Below are 21,886 nucleotides of genomic sequence, written 5' to 3'. Positions count from 1 at the left end.
GGGCAGCCGGCCGGCCAGCCCGGCCCCCACCCCGGCATGACGCCGGGTCCGCGCCCGGGTCCGGCGCCGAAGCCCGGCGTCCGCACCCCGCGCGTCGGCAACAACCCGTTCTCTTCCGCGCAGCCCGTCGACCGGCCGATCCCGCGCCCGGTGCCCCGCCCCGGGGCGCCCCGGCCCGGGGGCACGCGCCCCGGCGCCTCGCCCGGCAACATGCCGCCCCGTCCCGGCGGTGCCGCAGGTCAGGGCCGCCCGGCCCGGCCCGGTGCCCCGCGACCCGGCGGTGGCCGGCCCGGCGGTCCCGGCGGCCGTGACGGCGGCGGCGGCAACTACCGCGGCGGCGGCGGCGGAGTCGGCGCCCCGCCCGGGGGTGGCGGCGCGGGAGGTTTCCGCGGCCGTCCCGGTGGCGGTGGCGGCGGCGGTCGTCCCGGTCAGCGCGGCGGCGCCGCCGGCGCTTTCGGCCGTCCCGGCGGTGCGCCCCGGCGCGGCCGCAAGTCCAAGCGGGCGAAACGCGCCGAGTACGAGAACATGCAGGCGCCGGTCGTCGGCGGCGTGCGGTTGCCGCACGGCAACGGCGAGACCATCCGGCTGGCCCGCGGCGCGTCGCTCTCCGACTTCGCCGACAAGATCAACGCCAACCCGGCCTCGCTGGTGCAGGCGCTGTTCAACCTCGGCGAGATGGTGACCGCCACCCAATCCGTCGGTGACGAGACGCTCGAGCTGCTGGGCAGCGAGATGAACTATGTCGTCCAGGTGGTCAGCCCGGAGGACGAGGACCGCGAGCTGCTGGAATCCTTCGACCTGACCTATGGCGAGGACGAGGGCACCGAGGAAGACCTGCAGACCCGGCCGCCGGTGGTGACCGTGATGGGTCACGTCGACCACGGTAAAACCCGGCTGCTGGACACCATCCGGAACGCCAGTGTGCGCGAGGCCGAGGCCGGGGGCATCACCCAGCACATCGGCGCGTACCAGGTGTCCGTCGACCTCGACGGCACCGAGCGGCCGATCACCTTCATCGACACCCCGGGTCACGAGGCGTTCACCGCCATGCGTGCCCGCGGCGCGAAGGCCACCGACATCGCGATCCTGGTGGTCGCCGCCGACGACGGCGTGATGCCGCAGACGGTGGAGGCCATCAACCACGCGCAGGCGGCCGACGTGCCGATCGTCGTGGCGGTCAACAAGATCGACAAGGAGGGCGCCGACCCGGCGAAGATCCGCGGCCAGCTCACCGAATACGGCTTGGTGGCAGAAGATTTCGGCGGCGACACCATGTTCGTCGACATCTCCGCCAAGGAAGGCACCAACATCAAGGCGCTCGAAGAGGCGGTGCTGCTGACCGCCGACGCCGCCTTGGACCTGCGGGCCAACCCCGACATGGAGGCCCAGGGTGTGGCGATCGAGGCGCACCTGGACCGCGGCCGCGGCCCCGTCGCCACGGTGCTGGTGCAGCGGGGGACGCTGCGCGTCGGCGACTCGGTGGTGGCCGGCGACGCATACGGTCGCGTCCGCCGCATGGTCGACGAGCACGGCGACGACGTCGAGGAGGCGCTGCCGTCGCGGCCGGTGCAGGTCATCGGCTTCACGTCGGTGCCCGGCGCCGGTGACAACTTCCTGGTCGTCGACGAGGACCGCATCGCCCGCCAGATCGCCGACCGGCGCAGCGCGCGCAAGCGCAACGCGCTGGCGGCGCGGTCGCGCAAGCGGATCAGCCTGGAGGACCTGGACTCGGCGCTGAAGGAAACCAGCCAGCTGAACCTGATCCTCAAGGGCGACAACGCCGGTACGGTCGAGGCGCTCGAGGAGGCCCTGATGGGCATCCAGGTCGACGACGAGGTGGAGCTGCGCGTCATCGACCGCGGCGTCGGTGGCATCACCGAAACCAACGTCAACCTGGCGTCGGCGTCGGACGCGGTGATCATCGGCTTCAACGTGCGCGCCGAAGGCAAGGCGACGGAGCTGGCCAACCGCGAGGGCGTCGAGATCCGGTACTACTCGGTCATCTACCAGGCGATCGACGACATCGAGAAGGCCCTGCGCGGCATGCTCAAGCCGATCTACGAGGAGAAGGAGCTGGGTCGCGCCGAGATCCGTGCGATCTTCCGGTCCTCGAAGGTGGGCATCATCGCAGGCTGCATGATCAGCTCCGGGGTGGTGCGGCGCAACGCGAAGGCCCGCCTGTTGCGGGACAACGTCGTGGTCACCGAGAACCTCACGATCAACTCGCTGCGACGGGAGAAGGACGACGTGACCGAGGTCCGCGAGGGCTTCGAGTGCGGTATGACCCTGGGCTACTCCGACATCAAGGAAGGCGACATCATCGAGTCTTACGAGCTCGTCGAGAAGGAGCGCGCCTGATGGCCGACCCGGCCCGGGCGCGCCGATTGGCCAAACGCATCAACACGATTGTCGCCTCGGCGATCGAGTTCGAGATCAAGGATCCGGGCCTGGACGGGGTGACCATCGTCGACACGAAGGTCACCGCCGACCTGCACGACGCGACGGTGTTCTATACCGTGATGGGCCGCACCCTGGACGACGAGCCGGACTACGCCGCCGCGGCGGCCGCACTGGAACGGGCCAAAGGCGCGCTGCGCACTCTGGTGGGGGCGGGCACCGGCGTGCGCTTCACGCCCACGCTGACCTTCACCCGCGACACCACGTTGGACACCGTGGCGCGGATGGACGAGTTGCTGGCGCAGGCCCGCGCCGCGGACGCCGATCTGGCGCGGGTTCGCTCCGGGGCCAAGCCGGCCGGGGAGGCCGATCCCTACCGGGGGTCTAGTGACGAGGACGCCGGTGACGACGACCGACGCGAAGACTGAGCTGGCCCGCGCCGCGGGAGCCGGGGTGCGCATCGACGCCCGCGGCGCGGTCGAATTGCTTTCCGGCGCCGCGACTATCGCGGTGGTCGCCCATGTCCACCCCGACGCCGACACCATCGGCGCGGGCCTGGCGCTGGCTCTGGTGCTGGACAAGTGCGGCAAAAGCGTCGAGGTCGGTTTCGCCGAGCCGGCGATGCTGCCGGAGTCGCTGTCGTCGTTGCCCGGTTGTCACCTGCTGGTCGGTGCTGACGCGATGCGGCGCGACGTCGATCTGGTTGTCACCGTTGATGTTCCGAGCGTCAAGCGGCTGGGCGCGCTGAGCGACCTGGCAGGTCCCGGCCGCGAGTCGCTGGTGATCGACCACCACGCCTCCAACGAGCTGTTCGGGACCGCGAACTTCGTTGACGTGTCGGCGGATTCGACCACGATGATGATCGCCGACATCCTCGACGCGTGGGACAAGCCGATCGAACCGGACGTCGCGCACTGCATCTACGCCGGGCTGACGACCGACACCGGGTCGTTCCGCTGGGCGACCCCCCGCGCGCTCCGGCTGGCGGCCCGGCTGGTGGAGACCGGAGTCGACAACGCCGCCGTCAGCCGAACGCTGATGGACAGCCATCCCTTCACCTGGCTGCCACTGCTGTCACGCGTGCTGGGCTCGGCGCACCTGCTGCCCGAGGCGGCCGGTGGTCGTGGTCTGGTGTATGCCATTGTCGGACACCAGGATTGGGTCACTTCACGCCCCGAGGAAGTCGAAAGCATCGTCGACATCGTGCGCACCACGCAGCAGGCCGAAGTGGCCGCGGTGTTCAAGGAGGTCGACCCGCAGCAGTGGTCGGTGTCGATGCGCGCCAAAGCCGACGTGGACCTGGCGGCGGTCGCGTCCGCGTTCGGCGGCGGCGGCCACCGGCTGGCCGCCGGCTATTCGACGAGCGGGCCGATCGACGACGCGGTCGCGTCGCTGCGTGCGGCCCTGGGCTAGAACGCCCAGCTGCCCGCCCGCTGCAGCACGAACCCGTGGTCTCCACTGGTGGTGTCCAGGCAGGCGACGAGGTTGTCGGCTCCGACGGCGCACGTGACGTTCAGGTAGGTCAGCTTCTGTCCCGCTCCCAGCAACTTGCCGCCCGGCGGCAGGGCGGCCGGGTTGCCGTCGCATCCGCCGTAGGACATGCGGCTCAACTGGTAGCCCGGTCCCTTGAACTCGGCGGAACCCACCAGGCAATCGCCCGGGTGCGGGCGCCCGCCGAGAACGGGAACGTCGTCGATGCCGGGCATGTCGCCCTTGCACTTGATGTCCTGTGACGGCTGCGGCGCAGGCGCCGGGCCGCCATAGAAGTCACACACCAGGCTGTATGGGGTGGAGAAGCTGATCCGCGGCGGGGTGCTCGGGCCACTGCTGATGACGTAGCCGTCCGCCGGGACGGGCGTGAAACCGTCCAGGTTGGGAAATCCCGCCGGCGGCTGCGCGGCCGCGCGCGGCGCTATGCCCGCCACCGTGATCGCCATTGTGACCGCCGCGAGCGCCACGGCGCACGCGAGCAACCTCCCGAGGACGTCCACGACCAAACGCATCAGCTGATCGTATTGGTTGCCGTCAGTTCACCCACAAGCCAGCGGCGATGAGAAGTGAAACAACGCCGATGACCAGGCCCAACGCCGGCCATTTCCACATTCCGGCCCGACGGCGCGTGCCGGCGACCAGTGCCCCGACGCATGACACCAGCAGTGCCAGTGCAATCCCGCCCACGATGACGACGGTCCCGGCGAAGGTGCGATGGACGAAGTGCGTGACGGCTGGGCTGTCACAGTTGTCACTGCAGATCGGCAGCATCAGCCACACAGAGGACAACAACGCCAGGGCGACTGAGACGGCGCTGACCGCCAGCTCCGCGACGAAGAGCAACACCGTCGCGACGATGTCCGCGGTCGGTCGTCGCCACGGTGCGGGCGGCGGAAATTGGATCATCGACGAGGCCGCCGCGACTAGCGGACCTGCGCCCGCCCCCGCTGCAGCACCGCCTCGCGGTTCGCGGCGATGTCGTCGCCGCTGGTCCGGAACTGGCGGGCCGCCATCGCTTCCAGCCACAGCCCCGCGCTTGTCTGCGAGTCGTCGATCCGGTGATAGGACGCCAGCAGCGCGCGCACCGCGTCCTGGTTGTTGCCGACGATCGACGCCGCCACTCCGCGGGCGGCGGGCAGCAGCTGGTCGTGCGGCACCACCTCGGTCACCAGCCCGGCGCGCAGCGCGTCGGTGGCCGACAGGTAGTCCCCGGTCATGCTCATCCGGCGGGCCAGGCCGACCCCGACCTTCTGCGGCAGCCGCACGCTCAGCCCCCAGGTGGGCAGCAGGCCGACCCGGGCGTGAGTGTCGGCGAAACGGGCGTTCTCCGACGCGATCAGGATGTCGCAGTACAGGGCCAGCTCCAGCCCGCCGGTCACCGCGGCGCCGTTGACCGCACCGATGACCGGCTTGCTCAGCGGTGGCCACCGAGGCGAGATGTCCGGCAACGCCGAGGAACCGCCCAACTCCTTGAGATCCAGGCCCGCGCAGAACACCGGGTCGGCGCCGGTGACGATGACGACGTCGACGGCGTCGTCGGTTTCCGCCTCGGCCAGCGCCCCGAAGAACCGATCCCGCAGCGCCGAAGACAGCGCGTTGCGGGAGTGCGGCCGGTTGAGGGTCAGGGTGCGCACCCGCTCGTCGGTTTCGATCAGCAGGATGTCGTCGCTCATGAGATCACCGTAATAGGGTCGCCGGCCGCGCCTATCGTTGAGGCATGTGCCGGAACATCACCGAGTTGCGCGGGCTGCAGCCGTCGGCCACCGCCGAGGAAATCGCGGCGGCGGCCCGCCAGTATGTCCGCAAGGTCAGCGGGATCACCCGACCGTCGGCCTCGAACGCCGACGCCTTCGAGGCGGCGGTTACCGAGGTCACCGAGACAACGACGCGGTTGTTGGCGGCACTGCCCCCGCGGCGTCAGCCGCCCAAGACCGTCCCGCCGTTGCGCCGGCCCGACGTCGTCGCCCGGCTGGCCGGGGCGCAGTGACGCTCACCGCGACCACGCCCGCCCTCAAGGAGTGGAGCGCCGCCGTGCACGCCCTGCTGGACGGTCGCCAGCGGGTGCTGCTGCGCAAGGGCGGCATCGGGGAGAAGCGGTTCGAGCTGGCCGCTTCCGAGTTCCTGCTGTTCCCGACGATCGCGCACAGCCACGCGGAGCGCGTGCGGCCCGAGCATCGCGACCTGCTCGAGGCGGCCGCCGCCGACAGCGCCGACGATCGCCTGGTGATCCGGTCGGCAGCGAAAGTCGTTGCCGCCGTGTCGGTTAACCAACCCGACCGGCTAGGGGAAATCGAGGACCTGCACATCTGGACCGCCGAGTCGGTGCGCGCCGACCGGCTCGACTTCCGCCCCAAGCACAAGCTCGCCGTGCTGGTGGTGTCGGTGCACCCGTTGGCCGAGCCGGTGGAGATCACCCGCACGCCCGACTACGGCGGCTGCAAAAGCTGGGTGGAGCTGCCGATGCGGGCGCCGCTGGCCCCGCCGGTGCACGACGAGGCCGCGCTAGCCGAGGTCGGCGCCCGCGTCCGCCGCGCCGTTGGCTGACAGGTCGAGCGGGCCGACGGGCAGCAACAGCCGGGAGCGTCCGTAGCGCACGGTGTGGGTGGCAGGCTCGGACTGTCGGCCCGTCAGAATCGGCTCGTCGGTGCCCAGGTTGCGCGCGTAGCGGGGAAACCAGCTCCCGGCGATCAGCAGACGGATGCGGGAGCCGGCTCGGAAGCGATGGGCGATGCCGTCGAGTTCCACGCGGACGGTCCCCTTCGACGACTTCTTGGCGGTCCGCAACCGCCGGTAGCCGTCGCTGACGTTCTTCGACCGGCCTTTGGCGTCGACCTCGCTCACCCGGACGAAGAGGTCGACGTGGGGAGTGTCGGCGCCGTGCGCCAGCTCGACGGCCGGGCTCCCGTAGACGCACAGGTCGTGAGTGAGGGTGAGGCTGGTGAAGGCCAGCACGTCGTCGCGCGACGCGAGCCGGCTGTCGTCGCGGTAGCCGCCGTTCGGCGACAGCAACGGGCCGCCCGTGGTGGGTGTCGGGTCGGTGGGGTCGTAGCGGAATGACGCCGGCGCCTGCCGCGCCAGGTCCGTCGGCGCGGTCTCACCGAGGTGGCCGCCGGGCCGAAGATACAGCTCGCGCTCGGTGGTGGCGGGCGGCCAGTCGGCCACGTTGCGCCAACCCTGGCCGGTGACGTACGCGTGGACCCGGCTGGGGCGTCGCGGGGCGGGCGCGCCGCCGAGGTGGGCGCCCAGCCAGTCCAGCGACTCCCGGGTGCAGGTACTCAACCCGGTGGTGAGCAGCTGGGTGTGCGTCCAGGGGCCCATGGTCAGCGCGACGTCGACGCCCCGGCCGTGCAGCTGCTCGTACTGCTGCAGCGTCTGCCTGACGAAGATGTCCTGCCAACCGCCGATCAGCAGCACGGGCACGTCGACCCGGTCCAGCGCGTCGCCGCAGCGCAGGGCGTCCCAGAACGGATCGTTCGGGTCGGTGTGCTCGACCCACGACTCGAACCACGGCGCGCCCGCACCGAGCAGCGCCCGGGCCGTGTCGCCCACCGGCAACCCGAGGGCCGCCTGTGTCACCCTGCTGCGGTTGCGCAGCTGGCGCAGCGCCGACCGGGCGCGCACCGGGTCTTCCTGGTGCGCGACCATGTCGCTCCAGCCCAGGAAATCGTTGATCGCGAACGAGCCGGTGCCCCACACCGAGGCGTTGAAATCGTGCGGCCCCACGGTGACGACCGCCGCGGCCAGTTCCGGCGGGGGATCGGTCATCAGCGCCCACTGGGTGAACCCGAGGTAGGACAGCCCGATGGTGGCGAAGCGGCCGGTGAACCAGGGCTGCTCGCGCAGCCAGGCCACCGTGTCGGCGCCGTCGGCGGCCTCGTTGGCCATCGGTTCGAAATCCCCGCCCGACCCGAACGTTCCGCGGACGCTCTGCAGCACGACGTGGTAGCCACGGGCCGCGTACAGCGCGCCGAACACCAGGGAGAACGGGAAGGAGCGCCCATAGGGCCCCCGGGCCAGCAGGGTGCCGGCCGGGGAGTCGGTGTTCGGCGTGTAGTGATCGGCCACCAGGTCGACCCCATCACGCATGGGCACCCGGACGCGTTCGACGGTGTACTCGGTGGTCGCCGGCGGCAGGCCCAGCAGCCGGCCCACGGCCTTCCCGCCGAGGTGTCGCAGGGCGTGCAGCGGGGGCTTGGCGGGTCGCGTCGAGGTGATACTCACGGTGCCCAGGTTAAGGCCCGCGTGGACTCTAGAACTTGTAGTAAGGCGCGAGGTCGTTGGCCCGCTGCAGATTGGTGGACATGCAGTCGACCTCGGGATTGGAGTAAACGGTCGAGTAGTAGAGCGCCTGCTGCAGCACGCCGTAACTGGTCTTGAACGCGACCATGCAGGAGTAATACCAGTAGCTGTTGTGATACGTCGGCTTGAGCACCCAGTACTGCGCGGCGCGGTGGCCGGCGATGGTGGTCTCGACGGCGTCGGGAGGCAGCGTCTCCTCGTAGGTGCGCCAGATAATGGGCTCGACCGCCACCTGGTAGTTGCCCGCGTCGAAGTGGCAGCGCAGGCCGTCTTCGTGCTCGGGCGGTGTGAACGCCAGCCCGAGCCGCTGGATGACGTCGAACGGGATGTCCTCGCACGCGTCGAACGGGCGCGGGTCGGTGGTCGCCACGATCGGGCTCTTCATCGTGGTCTCCATCGGCGCCGCCGTCGAGCGCAGCTCGACGCGCCCGCCCCCGGTAGGCGCCGGCGCGGCACCCTGCCACCCGGCCGTTCCGGCGATGGCCGCCGCGACCACGGCACCGATCGCCCCGATCAGACGCACCTTGGCGAACACGACACCCCCTGACGGCTCCCTGGCTCTTGCCGGGAGTGTACAAGTCGCCTCCCGCGCGGTCACCGTTAAACGAGAACACGTTCCATTGCCGGCGAGCAAGGCGCGGCCCCAACCGGGCCCGCACCGCGGGTCATTAGGCTGGTTAATCGTGGCTGGGCAAAATGCGGGGCAGGAATCGACCAACGGGGGGCAACCCACGCTGTGGGCCGTCTCCGACCTGCACACCGGTCACCTCGGCAACAAGCCGGTCACCGAGTCGCTGCACCCGTCCTCGCCAGACGATTGGCTGATCGTCGCCGGCGACGTCGCCGAACGCACCGACGAGATTCGCTGGGCCCTCGACCTGCTGCGCCGGCGCTTCGCCAAGGTGATCTGGGTGCCCGGCAACCACGAGTTGTGGACCACGACGCGGGATCCGGTGCAGATCTTCGGGCGGGCCCGCTACGAGTACCTGGTCCACATGTGCGACGAGATGGGCATCGTGACGCCCGAGCATCCCTTCCCGGTGTGGACCGAGCGCGGCGGCCCGGCCACGATCGTGCCGATGTTCCTGCTCTACGACTACAGCTTCTTGCCCGAGGGGGCGGCGAGCAAAGCCGAGGGCCTGACCATCGCGCGGGAGCGCAACGTGGTCGCCACCGACGAATTCCTGCTGTCGTCGGAGCCGTACCCCACCCGCGAAGCGTGGTGCCAGGAGCGGCTCGCCACCACGCGGACCCGCCTCGAGCAACTCGACTGGATGACGCCGACCGTCCTGGTGAACCATTTCCCGCTGGTCCGCGAGCCCTGCGACGCGCTGTTCTACCCGGAGTTCTCGCTGTGGTGTGGGACGACCAAGACCGCCGACTGGCACACCCGCTACAACGCGGTCTGTTCGGTCTACGGTCACCTGCACATTCCGCGCACCACCTGGTACGACGACGTGCGCTTCGAGGAAGTGTCGGTGGGATATCCGCGGGAGTGGCGGCGCCGCAAGCCGCACAGCTGGCTGCGCCAGGTGTTGCCCGACCCGCAATACGCGCCGGGCTACCTCAACGACTTCGGCGGCCATTTCGAGATCACTCCCGAGATGCGGCAGCAGGCCGCGCAGTTCCGGGAACGGTTGCGGCAGCGGCAATCACGATGACGGACAAGCTGGTTTCCTCGGTACTGCCCGACATGGGCGAGCTCGCTTATTCGGAGCTGTATTCCGACCCGCCCGACCTCGTTCCCCTGCCCGAAGAGGAGCCGCTGATCGCCAAGTCGGTGGCCAAGCGGCGCAACGAGTTCGTCACCGTCCGGCACTGCGCCCGGGTCGCGCTGGGCGAGCTCGGCCTGCCGCCGGTGCCGATCCTCAAGGGCGAGAAGGGCGAACCGTGCTGGCCCGACGGCGTGGTGGGCAGCCTCACCCACTGCACCGGCTATCGCGGCGCGGTCGTGGGTCGCACCGAGGCGGTGCGCTCGGTGGGTATCGACGCCGAGCCGCACGACGTGCTGCCGGACGGCGTGCTGAACGCGATCAGCCTGCCCGAGGAGCGACACGAGATGACGACGTTGCCCGCAGGCCTGCATTGGGACCGAATCCTGTTCTGCGCCAAGGAAGCAACGTACAAGGCCTGGTTCCCGTTGACCAAGCGCTGGCTAGGTTTCGAGGACGCCCACATCGTGTTCGACCTCGACCCGCCGGACGGGGAGACCACCGGGGTGTTCGTGTCCAAGATCCTGATCGACGGGCAGACCCTCGACGGCCCACCGCTGACCGCGCTGAGGGGCCGGTGGTCGGTCGAGCGGGGACTGGTGCTGACCGCCATCGTGCTATGAGTGCGGGGCCCGGCCCGGGATTGGTCGTCGTCGACAAGCCGGCCGGGATGACCAGTCACGACGTGGTGGGGCGCTGCCGCCGTATCTTCGCCACCCGCCGGGTGGGACACGCCGGGACGCTGGACCCGATGGCCACCGGGGTGCTGGTGATCGGCGTCGACCGCGCCACCAAGATCCTCGGCCTGTTGACGGCGGCCGCCAAGTCGTACACCGCCACCATCCGGCTGGGCCAGACCACCTCCACCGAGGACGCCGAAGGGGAAGTGCTGCACAGCGTCTCGGCCGCGCACCTGACGCGCGAGGCGATCGCGGCCGCGGTCGCCGGCCTGCGCGGGGACATCCAGCAGGTGCCGTCGGCGGTCAGTGCGATCAAGGTGGACGGGCGGCGCGCCTATCGGCTGGTTCGCGAGGGCCAGACCGTCGAACTCGAGGCCCGGCCGGTGCGCATCGACCGGTTCGAGGTGCTCGATGTTCGGCCCGGATCTGACGTCGACGGCGTCATCGATGTTGATGTGGAGGTCGACTGCTCGTCGGGAACCTACGTTCGCGCGCTGGCCCGCGACGTCGGCGCCGCGCTCGGCGTGGGCGGGCACCTGACGGCGCTGCGGCGCACCCGGGTCGGCCGCTTCACCCTGCAGCAGGCCCGCTCGCTCGACGACCTGGCCGAGCGGCCCGGCCTGTCGTTGACCCTGGACGAGGCGTGCCTGCTGATCTTCCCGCGCCGCGACCTGACCGCCGGGGAGGCCGAGGCGGCGGCCAACGGGCGAGCGCTCGCGCCCGCCGGCATCGACGGGGTTTACGCCGCCTGCGACGCCGCCGGCGGGGTGATCGCGCTGCTGCGCGACGAGGGCGCACGCACCAAGTCGGTGGTCGTGATCCGCCCGGCGACGCTGTAACGGGCTTGGAGGGTCCCCACCGAGGGGCCGGCGGGGTTAAGTTGCACACTGGGGGTCTGGCCGTTGGAAAGGGACAAAGATGTCTAACAACGTGTACGTCGTCGGCGTCGGCATGACGAAATTCGAGAAACCGGGCCGCCGCGAAGGCTGGGACTACCCGGACATGGCGCGCGAGTCCGGGACCAACGCGCTGGCCGACGCGGGGGTCGACTACCGCGAGGTGCAGCAGGGCTACGTCGGCTACGTCGCCGGTGATTCGACGTCCGGGCAGCGGGCGCTCTACGAGCTGGGCATGACCGGGATCCCGATCGTCAACGTCAACAACAACTGCTCGACCGGCTCGACCGCGCTGTTCCTGGCGGCCCAGGCCATCCGCGGCGGGATCGTCGACTGCGCAATTGCGCTCGGATTCGAGAAGATGCAACCCGGCTCGCTGAGCGGCGGCGCCGAGGACCGCGAATCGCCGATGGGCAAGCACGTCAAGGCGATGGCCGCTATCGACGAGTTCGCGATGCCCGTCGCGCCCTGGATGTTCGGTGCCGCCGGTCGCGAGCACATGCGCCAATACGGCAGCACCGCAGAGCATTTCGCCAAGATCGGCTACAAGAACCACAAGCACTCAGTTAACAACCCATTCGCGCAGTTCCAGGAGTCCTACACGCTCGAGGACATCCTGGCGGCGCGGATGATCTCCGACCCGCTCACCAAGCTGCAGTGCTCGCCCACATCCGACGGCTCCGGCGCGGCGATCCTGGCCTCGGAGAGCTTCGTCGACAGCCACGGGCTGGCCGGCCAGGCCGTGGAGATCGTCGGCCAGGCCATGACGACGGACTTCGCGTCGACTTTCGACGGGAGCGCCAAGAACCTGATCGGCTATGACATGAATGTGCAAGCGGCGCAACAGGTGTACGACCAGTCCGGGCTGGGCCCGGAGGACTTCCAGGTGATCGAGCTGCACGACTGCTTCTCGGCCAACGAGCTGCTGCTCTACGAGGCGCTCGGCCTGTGCGGCCCGGGCGAGGCGCCGAAGCTGATCGACAACGGCGACACCACCTACGGCGGACGCTGGGTGGTCAACCCGTCGGGCGGCCTGATCTCGAAGGGGCATCCGCTGGGCGCGACCGGGCTGGCGCAATGCGCCGAGCTGACCTGGCAGCTGCGCGGCACCGCCGACAAGCGTCAGGTCGACAACGTCAGCGCCGCACTGCAACACAACATCGGGCTGGGCGGCGCGGCCGTCGTCACCGCGTACCAGCGCGCCGAACGCTGACCGCGCGGCGGGGCCAGCCCGCCGCTAGCCCACCACCCAGACCGCCCGGGCGGCCGGGCTGCCCAGGTCGACCGTCGTCTCCGCGCCGTCGCCGCCTTCGATCGCCACCGAGATCATGCCGGCGAATTCCCGGCGGGTCAGGACCCGCAGCCGCGAATCGAGGTTGATGCCGACGTCGGCGAAATAGCGCAGCATCTCCGGGTCGGCGTCGGAGATGCGGGCCACCGTTCCGGTGTCCCCGTCGCCGCACGCCCACAGCTGGCGGGCCGGCGGCGTGGGCACCTGCCCGTCGGAGGCCGGGATCGGGTCCCCGTGCGGGTCGCGTTGCGGGAACCCGAGCTTGGCGTCGATGCGGGCCACCAGCCGATCCGACACCGCGTGTTCGAGCACCTCGGCCTCGTCGTGCACCTCGTCCCAGCCGTAGCCGAGCTCGTTGACCAGGAAGGTCTCCAGCAGCCGATGCCGGCGCACCATCGCCAGCGCCGCCCGCCGGCCCGCCTCGGTCAGGGTCACGGCCCCGTATTTCTCGTGGTCGACCAGGCCCTGCTCGGCGAGTTTGCGGATCGACTCCGAGGCCGTGCTGGCGGAGACCCCGATCTTCTCGGCCAGCATCTTGGTGCTGACCTTCTCCCGGGACCACTCCTGGGCATTCCAGATGACCTTGAGATAGTCCTGGCCGACCGCGGTGAGACCGCCACGCTCTTCGTCAGCCCTCACACCGAGAAAGTTTAGGCAACCCAAGCCTGATCGTGTGCTCCTCGACACCCCCGCGCCGGCGGATCTCCCGGCGGACCGCGGCGGGCCGTAGGCTTGCGGTCGTGCAGCGGTGGCGCGGCCAAGACGAGATTCCCACGGACTGGGGCAGATGCGTGCTCACCATCGGGGTGTTCGATGGCGTGCACCGGGGCCACGCGGAGATAATCGCGCATGCCGTCAAGGCCGGGCGCGCCCGCAACGTGCCGACCGTGCTGATGACGTTCGATCCGCACCCGATGGAAGTCGTGTACCCGGGCAGTCATCCCGCGCAGCTGACGACGCTGACGCGCCGCGCCGAACTCGTCGAGGAGCTGGGCATCGACGTCTTCCTGGTGATGCCGTTCACCAGCGACTTCATGAAGCTCACGCCGGAGCGCTACGTCCATGAGCTCCTGGTGGAACACCTGCACGTGGTCGAGGTCGTGGTGGGGGAGAACTTCACCTTCGGCAAGAAGGCGGCCGGCAACGTCGAGACCCTGCGGCGCGCTGGCGAGCGATTCGGCTTCGCGGTCGAGTCGATGTCGCTGCTCAGCGAGCATCTGAGCAACGAGACCGTGACGTATTCGTCGACGTATATCCGGTCCTGCGTGGACGCCGGTGACGTGCTGGCGGCCATGGAGGCGCTGGGCCGTCCGCACCGCGTGGAGGGCGTCGTCGTCCGGGGCGAGGGGCGGGGCATGGAGCTGGGTTTCCCGACCGCCAACGTGGCGCCGCCGATGTATTCGGCGATCCCGGCCGACGGCGTGTATGCCGCCTGGTTCACCCTGCTCGGGCACGGACCGGTGACCGGCACCGTCGTCCCGGGCGAGCGCTACCAGGCCGCGGTGTCGGTGGGCACCAACCCGACCTTCTCCGGACGCACACGCACCGTCGAGGCCTTCGTCCTGGACACCACCGCCGACCTCTACGGCCAGTACGTGGCGCTGGACTTCGTCGCCCGCATCCGCGGTCAGCGCAGGTTCGACTCGGTGAAGGAGCTGATCGACGAGATGGGCAACGACACCGACCGGGCGCGCACGATGCTCTCGGCGCAGGACTGAACCGCCGCAGCTTCAGGAAGCAACCAGGTCGTCGATCTGGTTGATCGCCGACGTGGAGCCCTCGACGACGCCCATGTCCAGCACTCGCTGAAGATCCTCGGCGGAACCGAAGGTGCACACGTAGATCGCGCGCGTGCCGCCGCCGTGCTCGGTGAAGGTGTAGGTGTTCTCCGCGACCGGCATGTCGGGGTTCGGGTTGAAGTCCAGGTCGGCAAACCCGTCGAGAAAAGAGAAGCTGTTCGGCTCGTCGACGGCGGTGATCTCCCAGTAGCCGGCGTACTTCTCGCCGTCCGGACCCGTCATGAAGTAGGTCGTGCGGCTTCCCGGCGTGAGGCTGTGGCTCACCACGGTCGCCGGATGCGACGGTGGTCCCCACACCTTCTCCAGCTGACGCGGATCGGCGTAGATCTGCCAGATGCGCCGCACCGGGGCGGCGAAGTCGGCGGTGATGGTCAGGGTCAGGGCGTCCGGGTCATGCTTGACGTCGGTCACGGGCATGGGTCAGTCCTCCTTGGTTGGGTCGGTCGAGATGAGTTCGTCGATGCGGCCGATGCGGCCCCGCCAGAGGAGCTCCAGCTCGGTGAGCATGCCGGCGACCGACCGCACCGCCGCCACGTCACCGCTGGCCAACTGCTCGCGACCGCGTCGGCGTTTGGTGATCAGGCCGGCCTTCTCCAGCACGACCACGTGCTTCTGCACAGCCGCAAAGCTCATGTCGTATTTCAGGGCGAGCGAGGAAACCGAGTGTTCCCCGGCCAGCGTCCGGCGCATGATGTCGCGCCGGGTCCGGTCGGCGAGCGCGTGAAAGAGGGCGTCCACCCGATCCTCTTCGTCTACGGCCACCCGCCAAACCTACAACCAAATGGTTGTAGGTTGTCAAGGGCTGGGTGCTGGCCTGCGATTTCGGCGGACATCGCAGCCGCTGATAGACTCGCCCCCCACGGCGTGTGCTGCAGTCCGCGGCGGCCACGTACGAGATTTTTCGCGGTACCGATTGATGGAGATGTTTCGTGGCGCTGACCGCCGAGCAGAAAAAAGAAATCCTGGGCACCTACGGCCTGCATGACACCGACACGGGTTCCCCCGAGGCGCAGGTCGCGCTGCTGACCAAGCGGATCGCCGACCTGACCGAGCACCTGAAGGTCCACAAGCACGATCACCACTCCCGGCGGGGCCTGCTCCTGCTGGTCGGGCGGCGTCGCAGGCTGCTCAAGTACGTCGCCCAGATCGACGTCGCGCGGTACCGCTCGCTGGTCGAGCGCCTCGGTCTGCGCCGCTGACCCGGGCCTGCTTTCGGGCCAAGTCCGCCCGTGTAGAGTGGGAGCGTTCTGGGCCGGGTTCGGCCCGAGCGAACGGTGCGGCCACGCAGATCCGCGTGCGCCGTTCCAGCGCGTCATGACGGGAGCAGCCCAGTCTGTATCGGGCGGTCTTCGGTAGTGGCTGCCGGGCTTCTCTGGATCTGGGGCAGGTCGGCCGCTTCGATCGATGGCCGTAGCCGTATTCAGACTTTTCCTCTCGTAGGAAGCTCTCGGGTTACTCGCGCGTGACGACGCGAAATAGCTAAATACCCAGAGAGGCCGTACGGACACCTATGTCTGTCGCTGAAATTGAAGAAGGCGTGTTCGAGTCGACCGCCGTTATCGACAACGGGAGCTTCGGCACCCGCACCATCCGTTTTGAGACCGGCCGGCTGGCCCAGCAGGCCGCCGGCGCCGTCGTCGCCTACCTCGACGACGAGAACATGCTGTTGTCGGCGACCACCGCCAGCAAGAGCCCGAAGGAGCACTTCGACTTCTTCCCGCTGACCATCGACGTCGAGGAGCGGATGTATGCCGCCGGGCGGATCCCCGGCTCGTTCTTCCGCCGCGAGGGCCGGCCCTCCACCGACGCGATCCTGACCTGCCGCCTCATCGACCGGCCGCTGCGCCCGTCGTTCGTCTCCGGGCTGCGCAACGAGATCCAGGTCGTCGTGACGATCATGAGCCTGGACCCCAACGACCTGTACGACGTGGTGGCGATCAACGCCGCCTCGGCCTCCACCCAGATCTCCGGCCTGCCGTTCTCCGGTCCGGTCGGCGGTGTGCGCGTCGCCCTGATCGACGGCACCTGGGTCGCCTTCCCCACCGTCGAGCAGCTCGAGCGTGCGGTGTTCGACATGGTGGTGGCGGGCCGCAAGGTCGACGGTGACGTCGCCATCATGATGGTCGAGGCCGAGGCCACCGAGAAGGTCATCGAGCTCGTCGAGGGCGGCGCCCAGGCGCCGACGGAAACCGTGGTGGCCGAAGGCCTGGAGGCGGCCAAGCCGTTCATCGCCGTGCTGTGCACCGCGCAGGAGGAGCTGGCCGGAGCGGCGGCCAAGCCGACCGCCGAGTACCCGGTCTTCCCCGAGTACGGCGAGGACGTCTACTACTCGGTCGCCTCGGTGGCGACCGACGAGCTGGCCAAGGCGCTGACCATCGGCGGCAAGGCCGAGCGCGACCAGCGCACCGACGAGCTGAAGGCCGAGGTGCTGACGCGGCTCACGGGGGACTCGGGGACGTACGAGGGCCGGGAGAAGGAGGTCGGCGCCGCGTTCCGCTCGCTGACCAAGAAGCTGGTCCGGCAGCGCATCCTGACCGACCACTTCCGCATCGACGGCCGGGGCATCACCGACATCCGCGCGCTGTCGGCCGAGGTCGCCGTGGTGCCGCGGGCGCACGGCAGTGCGCTGTTCGAGCGCGGCGAAACCCAGATCCTGGGTGTGACCACGCTGGACATGGTCAAGATGGCCCAGCAGATCGACTCGCTGGGACCGGAAACCTCCAAGCGCTACATGCATCACTACAACTTCCCGCCGTTCTCCACCGGAGAGACCGGCCGGGTCGGTTCGCCCAAGCGGCGTGAGATCGGGCACGGCGCGCTCGCCGAGCGGGCCTTGATGCCGGTGCTGCCCAGTGTCGAGGAATTCCCGTACGCGATCCGTCAGGTCTCCGAGGCGCTGAGCTCCAACGGCTCGACCTCGATGGGATCGGTGTGTGCGTCCACGCTGTCGTTGCTGAACGCCGGCGTGCCGCTCAAGGCTCCGGTCGCGGGCATCGCGATGGGCCTGGTCTCCGACGACGTCGAGGTCGACGGCAAGACCGAGCGCCGATTCGTGACCCTGACCGACATCCTGGGCGCCGAGGACGCGTTCGGCGACATGGACTTCAAGTGCGCCGGCACCAAGGACATCGTCACCGCGCTGCAGCTGGACACCAAGCTCGACGGCATCCCGTCGCAGGTGCTCGCGGGGGCTCTCGCCCAGGCCAAGGACGCCCGGCTGACCATCCTCGAGGTCATGGCCGAGGCCATCGACGCGCCCGACGAGATGAGCCCCTACGCGCCGCGGGTCACCACCATCAAGGTCCCGGTGGACAAGATCGGCGAGGTCATCGGGCCCAAGGGCAAGGTCATCAACGCCATCACCGAGGAGACCGGCGCGCAGATCTCCATCGAGGACGACGGCACGGTGTTCGTCGGCGCCACCGACGGGCCCTCGGCGCAGGCCGCGATCGACCGGATCAACGCCATCGCCAACCCGCAGCTGCCGACCGTGGGCGAGCGGTTCCTCGGAACCGTGGTCAAGACAACCGATTTCGGCGCGTTCGTGTCGCTGCTGCCGGGACGCGACGGCCTGGTCCACATCTCCAAGCTGGGCCGGGGCAAGCGCATCGCCAAGGTCGAGGACGTGGTGAACGTCGGCGACAAGCTGCGGGTCGAGATCGCCGACATCGACAAGCGCGGCAAGATCTCCCTCGTCTTGGTCGAGGAGGACAGCGCTGCCCCAGCCGATGCTCCGGTGGCCGCGCCTGCCGATGCCGCGACCGCCAGCAACTGACCTACCCCGGCCGCGCCCGACTCGTGCGGGCGCCCTGCGCCGGGGTAAGCAGATCGCCGAGGCGGAGCCGGACCGCCAATCCGCACTGCGCCGCAGCACGCTTCCGGGCGGTCTGCGGGTAGTCACCGAGTACCTGCCGTCGGTGCGTTCGGCTTCGGTCGGGGTCTGGGTCGGCGTCGGATCGCGCGACGAGGGCGCCACCGTGGCGGGGGCGGCGCACTTCCTCGAGCATCTGTTGTTCAAATCGACCCCCACCCGGAGCGCCGTGGACATCGCGCAGGCGATGGACGCGGTCGGCGGGGAGCTGAACGCATTCACCGCCAAGGAGCACACCTGCTACTACGCGCACGTGCTGGACAGCGACCTGGAGCTGGCCGTCGACCTGGTGGCCGATGTGGTGCTCAACGGCCGCTGCGCGACCGAAGACGTCGAGCTGGAACGCGACGTGGTGCTCGAAGAGATCGCGATGCGCGACGACGATCCCGAGGACGCGCTGGGGGACATGTTCCTGGGCGCGATGTTCGGTGACCACCCGGTCGGCCGGCCGGTGATCGGCACCGCGCAGTCGGTGTCGTCGATGACCCGGACCCAGCTGCACTCCTTTCATGTCCGGCGCTACACCCCGGAACGCATGGTGGTCGCCGTGGCCGGCAATGTCGACCACGACGAGGTGGTGGCGCTGGTGCGTGAGCACTTCGGGCCGCACCTGGTGCGCGGGCGCCGGCCCATCGCCCCGCGCAAGGGCGCCGGACGGGTGACCGGCCGGCCCGGCTTGATGCTGGGCAATCGGGACGCCGAGCAGACCCACGTCTCGCTGGGCGTACGCACCCCGGGACGTAGCTGGCCCCATCGCTGGGCGCTGTCGGTGCTGCATACCGCGCTTGGTGGGGGGCTGAGTTCCCGCCTGTTTCAAGAGGTTCGCGAGTTGCGCGGGCTGGCCTACTCGGTCTACTCGACGGTGGACATCTTTGCCGACAGCGGCGCGCTGTCCGTCTATGCCGCCTGCCAGCCCGAGCGGTTCGCCGAGGTGATGCAGGTGACCAACGAGGTCCTCGAGTCGGTGGCCCACGACGGCATCACCGAGGCCGAGTGCCGCATCGCCAAGGGGTCGTTGCGCGGCGGCCTCGTCCTCGGCCTGGAGGATTCCAGCTCCCGGATGAGCCGGCTGGGCCGCAACGAGCTGAACTATGGCCACCACCGCAGCATCGAGCACACCCTGCGCAAGATCGACCAAGTGAGCGTCGAGGAGGTCAACGCGGTTGCCCACCGGCTGCTGAGCCAGCCCTACGGGGCCGCCGTCCTGGGTCCGTATGCCTCCAAACGGTCACTGCCCCAACAACTTCGGGCGATGGTAAATTAGCCCCGTGGTACTGGGCTTTTGGGACATCATGGTGCCCATCGTGGGTGCGCCGATGGCCGGCGGACCGGGCACGCCCGAGCTGGCCGCGGCGGTGTCCAACGCGGGTGGGCTCGGCTTCGTCCCCGGCGGCCACCGGAGTGCGGAGCGCTTCGCCGAGGACATCGCGGCCGCGCGCAAGGCCACCACCGGGCCGCTGGGCGTCAACCTGTTCGTTCCGCAACCCAGCGTCGCCGACTGGATGGCGCTGGACTACTACGCCGAAGAACTCGAGGAGATCGCCGACTACTACCAGGTCGAGGTCGGCCACCCGCATTACGGTGACGACGACGACTGGGAGCGCAAGCTCGAGGTGGTCGCCGACGTGCGGCCCGAGCTCGTGTCGTTCACCTTCGGAGTCCCGCCGCCCGACGTCATCCGGCGGCTGGGGGCGCTGGGCCTGCTGGTGATGGTCACGGTGACGTCGGCGTACGAGGCCGGGATTGCCGTCGCCGCGGGCGCGGACAGTCTCATCGTGCAGGGGCCCGACGCGGGCGGGCACCGGGGCACCTTCGCGCCCGACATGGAGCCCGGTAACGAATCGCTGCACCACCTGATCGATCGCATCCGGCACGCGCATGAGGTGCCCGTCGTCGCCGCGGGCGGACTGGGCACCGCTCGGGACGTCGCCGCCGTGTTGCACCGCGGCGCGGTGGCCGCCCAGATCGGCACCGCGCTGCTGCTCAGCGACGAAGCGGGCACCAGCACCGCGCACCGCACCGCCCTGAAGAATCCGGTCTTCGGCACCACCGTTGTCACCCGCGCCTTCTCGGGCCGGTACGCGCGCGGCCTGGAGAACAACTTCACCCGCCTGCTCGACAACGTCGCGCCGCTGGGCTACCCGGAGGTCAACCAGATGACCTCCCCGATCCGCGAGGCGGCGGCCGCCATGGAGGACCCGAACGGGATACCGCTTTGGGCCGGAACGTCGTTCAAGGAGGCCCAGCCGGGGCCGGCGGCCGACATCATCGCCGGCCTGGTGGAAGCCGACTAGGCCAGGACGCTCGCCGGATCGGTGAACGGCAGCCCCAAGTCGGTGGCCACCCGTTCGGACAGCAGCCCGCCGTCGTGCGTCGAAAGTCCCTTCGCGAGAGCGGGATCCGACCGACACGCCGCCTGCCAACCGCGGTCGGCCAGTTCGAGCACGTACGGCATCGTCGCGTTGGTCAGCGCCACGGTCGACGTCTTGGGCACCGCGCTGGGCATGTTCGCCACGCAGTAGAACTGCGTGTCGTGAACGGCGAACGTCGGGTCGTCGTGCGTGGTCGGCCGGGAATCCGCGAAGCATCCGCCCTGGTCAATGGAGATGTCCACCAGCACTGCACCCGGCTTCATCTGCGCGACAAGCGAATTCGAAACCAGTTCCGGGGCCTTGGCGCCCGGCAGCAGGACCGCCCCGATCAGCAGGTCGGCCCGCGTGATCGTGCCCTCCAGCTCGTACGTCGACGAGTAACGCGTGCGGACCTGTCCACCGAACTCCGCGTCAAGCAGTCGGAGCTTGCCGATGTTGAGGTCGAGCACCGTCACGCTCGCGCCCATGCCGTTGGCGACCCGGGCGGCGTTGTAACCGGCCGTGCCGGCACCGATCACCACGACGTCGGCGGGTTTGACGCCCGGGACCCCACCCATCAGCACACCGCGCCCGCCGTGGGACCGCATCAGGTGATAGGAGCCGACCTGCGCCGAGAGCCGACCGGCGACCTCGCTCATCGGGGCCAACAACGGAAGGCTGCCGTCGGCGGCCTGCACAGTTTCATAGGCGATTGACGTTGTGCGGGAAGCCAATAACGCATCGGTGCAGGAGCGGGAGGCGGCCAAGTGCAGATAGGTGAACAGCACCTGATGCTGCCGCAACAGGCCGTATTCGGCCGGAATCGGCTCCTTCACCTTGAGCAGCAGGGCGGCGTCGGCCCACACCTGTTCGGCCGAATCGGCCAGTTGGGCCCCCGCCGCCTTGAACTCCTCGTCGGGAATCGACGACCCCTCCCCGGCGCCGGCCTGGACGAGCACCTCGTGGCCGCGGCGGGTCAGTTCGGCGACGCCCGCGGGCGTGATTGCCACCCTGAACTCGTTGGCCTTGGTCTCGGTCGGTACGCCGACTCGCATGGTTGCCCCTTGCTTTAAAAGGTTCGCCCTTCAGTGTGGAGAAA

Annotated in this window: 23 protein-coding genes; 14 read left to right on the top strand and 9 right to left on the bottom strand. The window is 69.6% G+C overall.

Annotated elements, in window-relative coordinates; all coding sequences use genetic code 11:
* From infB to A5750_RS10110, 3 genes are all read left to right on the top strand, one after another.
* Positions 1-2,358: translation initiation factor IF-2 (gene infB / locus A5750_RS10120; RefSeq protein ID WP_067262479.1), on the top strand; the 2,358-nt coding region annotated here is incomplete at its 5' end.
* Entirely contained in the window at positions 2,358-2,825 is a 468-nt protein-coding gene (rbfA, locus tag A5750_RS10115; RefSeq protein WP_066950570.1) for a 30S ribosome-binding factor RbfA, read from the top strand. The genes infB and rbfA, both read left to right, overlap by 1 nt.
* Positions 2,800-3,810, top strand: coding sequence for a bifunctional oligoribonuclease/PAP phosphatase NrnA (locus A5750_RS10110; RefSeq protein ID WP_156659344.1), 1,011 nt, complete (start codon positions 2,800-2,802; stop codon positions 3,808-3,810). Before rbfA ends, A5750_RS10110 begins: the two co-directional genes overlap by 26 nt.
* Here A5750_RS10110 and A5750_RS10105 read toward each other — a convergent pair.
* The 3 genes from A5750_RS10105 to A5750_RS10095 are packed head-to-tail and all read right to left on the bottom strand — an operon-like array spanning position 3,807 to position 5,561.
* Positions 3,807-4,400 carry a hypothetical protein gene (locus A5750_RS10105; RefSeq protein WP_066950565.1) on the bottom strand — a complete coding sequence of 198 codons (594 nt, stop codon included), beginning with the start codon at positions 4,398-4,400 and terminating at the stop codon, positions 3,807-3,809. The genes A5750_RS10110 and A5750_RS10105 overlap by 4 nt on opposite strands.
* Positions 4,401-4,422: 22 nt before the next feature.
* Positions 4,423-4,794, bottom strand: a complete 372-nt coding sequence (locus A5750_RS10100) for a hypothetical protein (protein WP_067262426.1) — start codon at positions 4,792-4,794, stop codon at positions 4,423-4,425.
* 17 nt (positions 4,795-4,811) lie between these two features.
* Positions 4,812-5,561 carry an enoyl-CoA hydratase gene (locus A5750_RS10095; RefSeq protein WP_067262422.1) on the bottom strand — a complete coding sequence of 250 codons (750 nt, stop codon included), beginning with the start codon at positions 5,559-5,561 and terminating at the stop codon, positions 4,812-4,814.
* Positions 5,562-5,605: 44 nt separating this feature from the next.
* Here A5750_RS10095 and A5750_RS10090 point away from each other — a divergent pair, with 44 nt between their 5' ends.
* Positions 5,606-5,875 (top strand): DUF2277 family protein, encoded by a 270-nt coding sequence (locus A5750_RS10090; RefSeq protein WP_067262419.1) that lies wholly within the window; start codon positions 5,606-5,608, stop codon positions 5,873-5,875.
* The gene (locus A5750_RS10085; RefSeq protein ID WP_067262416.1) at positions 5,872-6,432 is read left to right on the top strand and encodes a DUF1802 family protein; all 561 of its coding nucleotides are present in this window, start codon (positions 5,872-5,874) and stop codon (positions 6,430-6,432) included. The genes A5750_RS10090 and A5750_RS10085 overlap by 4 nt, the downstream gene beginning before the upstream one ends.
* Here A5750_RS10085 and A5750_RS10080 read toward each other — a convergent pair.
* Together A5750_RS10080 and A5750_RS10075 are read right to left on the bottom strand one after the other, a co-directional pair.
* Positions 6,391-8,109, bottom strand: coding sequence for a CocE/NonD family hydrolase (locus tag A5750_RS10080; protein ID WP_067262413.1), 1,719 nt, complete (start codon positions 8,107-8,109; stop codon positions 6,391-6,393). The genes A5750_RS10085 and A5750_RS10080 overlap by 42 nt on opposite strands.
* Before the next feature lie 28 nt (positions 8,110-8,137).
* Positions 8,138-8,722 (bottom strand): DUF3558 domain-containing protein, encoded by a 585-nt coding sequence (locus A5750_RS10075; RefSeq protein ID WP_067262410.1) that lies wholly within the window; start codon positions 8,720-8,722, stop codon positions 8,138-8,140.
* A gap of 148 nt (positions 8,723-8,870) precedes the next feature.
* On the opposite strand from A5750_RS10075, the gene A5750_RS10070 reads away from it, so the two are divergent.
* From A5750_RS10070 to A5750_RS10055, 4 genes are all read left to right on the top strand, one after another.
* Positions 8,871-9,848, top strand: a complete 978-nt coding sequence (locus A5750_RS10070) for a metallophosphoesterase (RefSeq protein ID WP_066950548.1) — start codon at positions 8,871-8,873, stop codon at positions 9,846-9,848.
* A complete protein-coding gene (locus A5750_RS10065) occupies positions 9,845-10,522 on the top strand; it encodes a 4'-phosphopantetheinyl transferase (RefSeq protein WP_067199535.1) in 678 nt (225 codons plus the stop codon). The genes A5750_RS10070 and A5750_RS10065 overlap by 4 nt, the downstream gene beginning before the upstream one ends.
* On the top strand, positions 10,519-11,418 hold the full coding sequence (gene truB, locus A5750_RS10060) for a tRNA pseudouridine(55) synthase TruB (RefSeq protein ID WP_067262406.1): 900 nt from the start codon (positions 10,519-10,521) through the stop codon (positions 11,416-11,418). The genes A5750_RS10065 and truB overlap by 4 nt, the downstream gene beginning before the upstream one ends.
* Positions 11,419-11,497: 79 nt before the next feature.
* Entirely contained in the window at positions 11,498-12,688 is a 1,191-nt protein-coding gene (locus A5750_RS10055) for a lipid-transfer protein (protein WP_067262402.1), read from the top strand.
* Positions 12,689-12,712: 24 nt separating this feature from the next.
* Here A5750_RS10055 and mntR read toward each other — a convergent pair whose 3' ends face one another.
* Positions 12,713-13,405 carry a manganese-binding transcriptional regulator MntR gene (gene mntR / locus A5750_RS10050; protein ID WP_066950535.1) on the bottom strand — a complete coding sequence of 231 codons (693 nt, stop codon included), beginning with the start codon at positions 13,403-13,405 and terminating at the stop codon, positions 12,713-12,715.
* 101 nt (positions 13,406-13,506) lie between these two features.
* Between mntR and A5750_RS10045 the strand changes: the two genes are divergently transcribed.
* Positions 13,507-14,484: a bifunctional riboflavin kinase/FAD synthetase gene (locus tag A5750_RS10045; RefSeq protein WP_067262399.1), complete on the top strand. Its 978-nt coding sequence runs from the start codon at positions 13,507-13,509 to the stop codon at positions 14,482-14,484.
* Between the two features lie 12 nt (positions 14,485-14,496).
* Here A5750_RS10045 and A5750_RS10040 read toward each other — a convergent pair whose 3' ends face one another.
* Both A5750_RS10040 and A5750_RS10035 read right to left on the bottom strand, forming a co-directional pair.
* Complete coding sequence (locus A5750_RS10040) at positions 14,497-14,982, bottom strand: SRPBCC domain-containing protein (RefSeq protein ID WP_067262394.1); 486 nt, start codon at positions 14,980-14,982, stop codon at positions 14,497-14,499.
* Between the two features lie 3 nt (positions 14,983-14,985).
* Positions 14,986-15,327, bottom strand: a complete 342-nt coding sequence (locus A5750_RS10035) for a helix-turn-helix transcriptional regulator (RefSeq protein WP_067262390.1) — start codon at positions 15,325-15,327, stop codon at positions 14,986-14,988.
* Positions 15,328-15,494: 167 nt separating this feature from the next.
* Between A5750_RS10035 and rpsO the strand changes: the two genes are divergently transcribed.
* The 4 genes from rpsO to A5750_RS10015 all read left to right on the top strand — a co-directional run bounded on the left by rpsO (position 15,495) and on the right by A5750_RS10015 (position 20,730).
* Positions 15,495-15,764, top strand: coding sequence for a 30S ribosomal protein S15 (gene rpsO, locus A5750_RS10030; RefSeq protein WP_066950523.1), 270 nt, complete (start codon positions 15,495-15,497; stop codon positions 15,762-15,764).
* Positions 15,765-16,075: 311 nt separating this feature from the next.
* Positions 16,076-18,340 carry a polyribonucleotide nucleotidyltransferase gene (locus A5750_RS10025; protein ID WP_197505397.1) on the top strand — a complete coding sequence of 755 codons (2,265 nt, stop codon included), beginning with the start codon at positions 16,076-16,078 and terminating at the stop codon, positions 18,338-18,340.
* A complete protein-coding gene (locus A5750_RS10020; RefSeq protein WP_066950674.1) occupies positions 18,318-19,700 on the top strand; it encodes a pitrilysin family protein in 1,383 nt (460 codons plus the stop codon). The genes A5750_RS10025 and A5750_RS10020 overlap by 23 nt, the downstream gene beginning before the upstream one ends.
* 4 nt (positions 19,701-19,704) lie before the next feature.
* On the top strand, positions 19,705-20,730 hold the full coding sequence (locus A5750_RS10015) for a nitronate monooxygenase (RefSeq protein WP_066950508.1): 1,026 nt from the start codon (positions 19,705-19,707) through the stop codon (positions 20,728-20,730).
* Here A5750_RS10015 and ald read toward each other — a convergent pair.
* A complete protein-coding gene (ald, locus tag A5750_RS10010) occupies positions 20,727-21,842 on the bottom strand; it encodes an alanine dehydrogenase (protein WP_067262386.1) in 1,116 nt (371 codons plus the stop codon). The two genes, A5750_RS10015 and ald, sit on opposite strands and share 4 nt — an antisense overlap.
* Positions 21,843-21,886: the final 44 nt, after the last annotated feature.

The sequence above is a fragment of the Mycobacterium sp. 852002-51613_SCH5001154 genome, assembly GCF_001667425.1.
Lineage (GTDB): Bacteria > Actinomycetota > Actinomycetes > Mycobacteriales > Mycobacteriaceae > Mycobacterium.
This window is presented reverse-complemented; position numbering and strand designations above follow the sequence as displayed.

What these genes read in the sequence shown, in the direction of transcription:
- rbfA (WP_066950570.1), top strand. Translation starts at nt 2,358, where the DNA reads ATGGCCGACCCGGCCCGGGCGCGCCGATTGGCCAAACGCATCAACACG.
- A5750_RS10105 (WP_066950565.1), bottom strand. Translation starts at nt 4,400, where the DNA reads ATGCGTTTGGTCGTGGACGTCCTCGGGAGGTTGCTCGCGTGCGCCGTG.
- A5750_RS10100 (WP_067262426.1), bottom strand. Translation starts at nt 4,794, where the DNA reads ATGATCCAATTTCCGCCGCCCGCACCGTGGCGACGACCGACCGCGGAC.
- A5750_RS10095 (WP_067262422.1), bottom strand. Translation starts at nt 5,561, where the DNA reads ATGAGCGACGACATCCTGCTGATCGAAACCGACGAGCGGGTGCGCACC.
- A5750_RS10090 (WP_067262419.1), top strand. Translation starts at nt 5,606, where the DNA reads ATGTGCCGGAACATCACCGAGTTGCGCGGGCTGCAGCCGTCGGCCACC.
- A5750_RS10065 (WP_067199535.1), top strand. Translation starts at nt 9,845, where the DNA reads ATGACGGACAAGCTGGTTTCCTCGGTACTGCCCGACATGGGCGAGCTC.
- truB (WP_067262406.1), top strand. Translation starts at nt 10,519, where the DNA reads ATGAGTGCGGGGCCCGGCCCGGGATTGGTCGTCGTCGACAAGCCGGCC.
- A5750_RS10055 (WP_067262402.1), top strand. Translation starts at nt 11,498, where the DNA reads ATGTCTAACAACGTGTACGTCGTCGGCGTCGGCATGACGAAATTCGAG.
- A5750_RS10040 (WP_067262394.1), bottom strand. Translation starts at nt 14,982, where the DNA reads ATGCCCGTGACCGACGTCAAGCATGACCCGGACGCCCTGACCCTGACC.
- A5750_RS10025 (WP_197505397.1), top strand. Translation starts at nt 16,076, where the DNA reads ATGTCTGTCGCTGAAATTGAAGAAGGCGTGTTCGAGTCGACCGCCGTT.
- A5750_RS10020 (WP_066950674.1), top strand. Translation starts at nt 18,318, where the DNA reads ATGCCGCGACCGCCAGCAACTGACCTACCCCGGCCGCGCCCGACTCGT.
- ald (WP_067262386.1), bottom strand. Translation starts at nt 21,842, where the DNA reads ATGCGAGTCGGCGTACCGACCGAGACCAAGGCCAACGAGTTCAGGGTG.